Annotated in this window: 4 protein-coding genes; 1 reads left to right on the top strand and 3 read right to left on the bottom strand. The window is 66.0% G+C overall.

What is annotated here, in order from left to right; all coding sequences use genetic code 11:
• Window positions 1-100: 100 nt before the first annotated feature.
• Window positions 101-550, bottom strand: coding sequence for a hypothetical protein (locus KGM94_RS24300; protein WP_300264994.1), 450 nt, complete (start codon window positions 548-550; stop codon window positions 101-103).
• A 9-nt stretch (window positions 551-559) separates the two neighbouring features.
• A complete protein-coding gene (locus KGM94_RS24295) occupies window positions 560-2,158 on the bottom strand; it encodes a GMC family oxidoreductase (protein WP_300264991.1) in 1,599 nt (532 codons plus the stop codon).
• 204 nt (window positions 2,159-2,362) lie between these two features.
• On the opposite strand from KGM94_RS24295, the gene KGM94_RS24290 reads away from it, so the two are divergent.
• Window positions 2,363-3,145 carry a thermonuclease family protein gene (locus KGM94_RS24290; protein ID WP_300264988.1) on the top strand — a complete coding sequence of 261 codons (783 nt, stop codon included), beginning with the start codon at window positions 2,363-2,365 and terminating at the stop codon, window positions 3,143-3,145.
• Window positions 3,146-3,154: 9 nt separating this feature from the next.
• On the opposite strand, the gene cyoD is transcribed toward KGM94_RS24290, so the two are convergent.
• A complete protein-coding gene (gene cyoD / locus KGM94_RS24285) occupies window positions 3,155-3,547 on the bottom strand; it encodes a cytochrome o ubiquinol oxidase subunit IV (RefSeq protein ID WP_300264985.1) in 393 nt (130 codons plus the stop codon).
• Window positions 3,548-3,568: the final 21 nt, after the last annotated feature.

Here is a 3,568-nt window from a genome sequence, read left to right as displayed (position 1 = left end):
CGCTGACATCTGAGGTGAAATCTAACATCGCGAATTTCCTTCGCGCGTCAGACGGTTATCTCCAACTCATCATGCAAGCCGGACGCTCTTCACGAACAGCTTAACCGACCTGACGCAAGGTGCGAGGTCGCGCCTTGACGGGGTCGAGCAGCGACCAGTCGCCGTCCTCGAGCACATGCCCCTTCGGGAAGGGCGCGCGCAACTCGAGCCCGAGCGAGCGCAGCACGCGGTCGTCGCGGTAGTAGCACTGCAGCACGACGCGGACGAGGGTCGCTGCCGGAACGCCCCCGGCGGCGCGGAACTCTTGCGCGACGCCATCGCGCGCGACCGGCTCGAGATCGGCAAGCGGCATGCCGGCGAGCCGGGCGAGATGGTCGAGTGCCGCGGCAACCGACTTGGCGTCGCGGCCGAGGGTGGCGAGGATGTCGGCCTGGATGAGATCATCGTCGGCCCCCGGCACCCTATATTCGGCGCTGGCCGGGATGATCATGCCGGCGACGGTGCGCAGGTCGTGCCGCTGGCGCTGTGTAAGGGTCGGTTGCTCGGCCATGGAATTTCCCTAGTCGAAGAGATTGGCGAGGCGCTGCTTCATCTGGTCGGCGACGTAGAGCGCGATGGCCTGGATGGTGGAGGTCGGGTTGACCCCGCCCGAGGTGACGAACACGCTGCCATCGACGATGAAGAGGTTCCTGACATCGTGGCAGCGGCCCCATTCGTTGACCACGGAGCGCTCGGGGTCGGTGCCCATCCGCGCGGTGCCGAGCAGGTGCCAGCCGCCATAGGGGATCGGCGTGTTGAGACAGATGTCGGTGGCGCCGCAGGCTTGCAGGATCTCCCGGCCCCGCGCCACGCCGTGATCCATCATCTTCTGCGAATTCTCGGAGATGGTGTAGCTGATCTTCGGCGCCGGGATGCCGTGGCTGTCCTTCAGCGCGGGGTCGAGCGTGACGCAATTGTGCTCCTCCGGCAGGTCCTCGCAGATCGCCGAGATCGCGAGACGATGGCCGTTGAGCTTGCGGAACACGCGGTGATGATCCGCACCCCAGGGCAACAAGCCCTTCTGCTCGCTCATGACGGCCTCGAACACCGGACCGACGCCGCGGCCGAACTGGATGCCGTAGCCGCGGACGAAGCCGCGCGACGGGTCGGTGTCGTAGAACTCCTTGCTCCACAGGCAGGTCGGCGGCGCGCGGTTTGAGTCGGTCGGCTCGGCGACGTAGCCATAGATCTGCGCATAGGGATGGAACATCAGGTTCTTGCCGACGAGGCCGGACGAATTGGCGAGGCCCTTGGGGAATCGCCCGGAGGCCGAGTTGAGCAGCAGCCGCGGCGTGCCGACGCCGTTGCAGGCGATGATGACGACATGGGCCGGCTGGAATTGCTCGACCCCTTCCTTGTCGTAGTAGACCACGCCGGAGGCCATGCCGTTTTCGTCGGTCGTAATTTCACGCACCCGGCAATGGGTGCGCAATTCGACGCCGGCGCGGATCGCATGCGGCCAATAGGTGATGTCGGTCGAGGCTTTTGCGCCTTGCGCGCAGGCCGGCGTGCAATGGCCGAGGTTGATGCAGCGCGCCCTACCCTCATAGTCCATCGTCGCGACCGTGGTATCCGACGGCCACCAGTGCCAGCCGAGCTTGTTCATCGCCTTGCCGAAGATCGCGCCTGACAGCCCGAGCGGCTGGGGCGGCATCGGCGGCTCGGTCAAGGGCGACAGCGGATCGCCTGACAGCCCCGAGACGCCCATCATGCGGTCGTTCTCGGCGAAGAAGGGAGCGAGCGTGTCGTAGTCGATCGGCCAGTCGTCGGCGACGCCGTCGAGCGTCCTGACCTTGAAGTCGGACCGGTGCAGCCGCGGCCAGTGCGCGGTGTACATCACGGTCGAGCCGCCGACGCCGTTGAAATTGACGACCTTGATCGGCGAGCCGTCGTCGTTGATCGGATAATCTTCCTTGCGGCCGCGGGTATTCGGGCTGGTCGAATAGTCGCCGTAGAAGCGCGCTTCCCAGTCGCGACCGGTGCTCGGATATTCCGCCGGGTTCATCCAGCCGCCCTGCTCGAGGCAGAGGATGTGCATCTTGGTCTCTGCCAGCGACCAGGCGACCGCGGCACCTGAGGCGCCGGCCCCTATGATCAGGACGTCCACGGGATCGTTCATGCCGGATTTCCCTCCCGTCTTCGCCGCTTTGCGGGCGATTCGGCCTCTCGGCTCGGGCCTGCCGCACCGAACGATAGGGGCAGAGCCGCGCCCGAGTAAAGCCGCGCGCGCCGAATGTCGCACTTCACACAGCGCAGAGCATTGGTCTTGCCAAGTCCGGATGCTAGAGAGGCACAAGACGAGCAAATTCGATAGTGAGACGGTATGTCCTTCCAGAATTCCTTTGCCGCACGCCCGACGCGCCCGCTGGTTCTGTTCCTTGCCGTCCTTGCCTTGCTCTCAACCGCCGCTCCCGGCCGGGCTGCGACCGCAACCGTGCGGGACGCCAATTCCATCCAGCTTGGCGGAGTGACCTACCGGCTGGACGGCGTCGAAGGCCCGGAACTGGACCAGATCTGCATCGACGACCACGCCGATCCCTGGACCTGCGGCCTGGAAGCGCGCGACCAGTTGACCAAGCTCATCAACGGTCGCGCGGTGCGGTGCGAAGACGTCGGTCCGGAGAAGAGGTTCGGCCGGCGGCATCGCGCGATTTGCACCGCCGAGGGCGACAAGACGAGCCTGAACGAACAGTTGGTCCGGTCCGGATACGCGCTGGCGCACGAGCCTGTGAAGGCGAACGTCAAGCCGGCCGCAACCGAGGCGAGGGAGGCTTCGCGCGGCATCTGGAAGGGCTGCTTCGTTGCGCCGCAGGAGTTTCGCATCGGCAAGGAGGACGGCACGCTGCTCGGCAATGCCTGCCGCGCCGACCGCGACAAGGAGATTCGCGCCGTGCTGTTTCCGGACGAACTGACCATGCCGCCCGGCTGCAGCATCAAGGGCAAGCTCGCAGTCCGCGCGCGCGTCACCGGCAATATCGGCATCTATCATCTGCGCGGCTGCCCGAGCTACGCGGCGACCACGAAGCCGGACCGCTGGTTCTGCTCGGAGGACGACGCGCTCGCCGCCGGCTTCCGCAAGGCCTACAATTGCCGCCGGCCGAAGTGAGGCGCCGCTTCAGCCGCGCATCGGCATGATCTGATCCATCGGCGGCATGTTCGCATTCAGGTGCGACATGATCCAGACGGAGCCGCCGACCACCAGGAACACGATCAGGAGCCCGAAGGCCAGCGCCAGCACGTTGTTGGTGTTGTCCGGCCCCGTGGTGATGTGCAGGAAGAACACCAGATGCACGCCCATCTGCGCGATCGCGAGCACGATCAGCGCCACGGGAATGCTGGGCTGCCAGACCAGGTCCGTTCCGGCGATGAAGAACGACGTCGCCGTGAGCAATAGTGCGAGGCCGAGGCCTGCGACATAGCCGAGCACGCGGGCACCGACGCGATGTTCTTCCTCGTCGCCGGGGGCGACGTCGTGCTCGATCTGGTGGTGCTGCGACAGCTCGCTCATGCGGCGCCTCCGAGCAGATAG

This window comes from Bradyrhizobium sp., from assembly GCF_028868675.1.
Taxonomy (GTDB): Bacteria; Pseudomonadota; Alphaproteobacteria; order Rhizobiales; family Xanthobacteraceae; genus Bradyrhizobium.
This window is presented reverse-complemented; position numbering and strand designations above follow the sequence as displayed.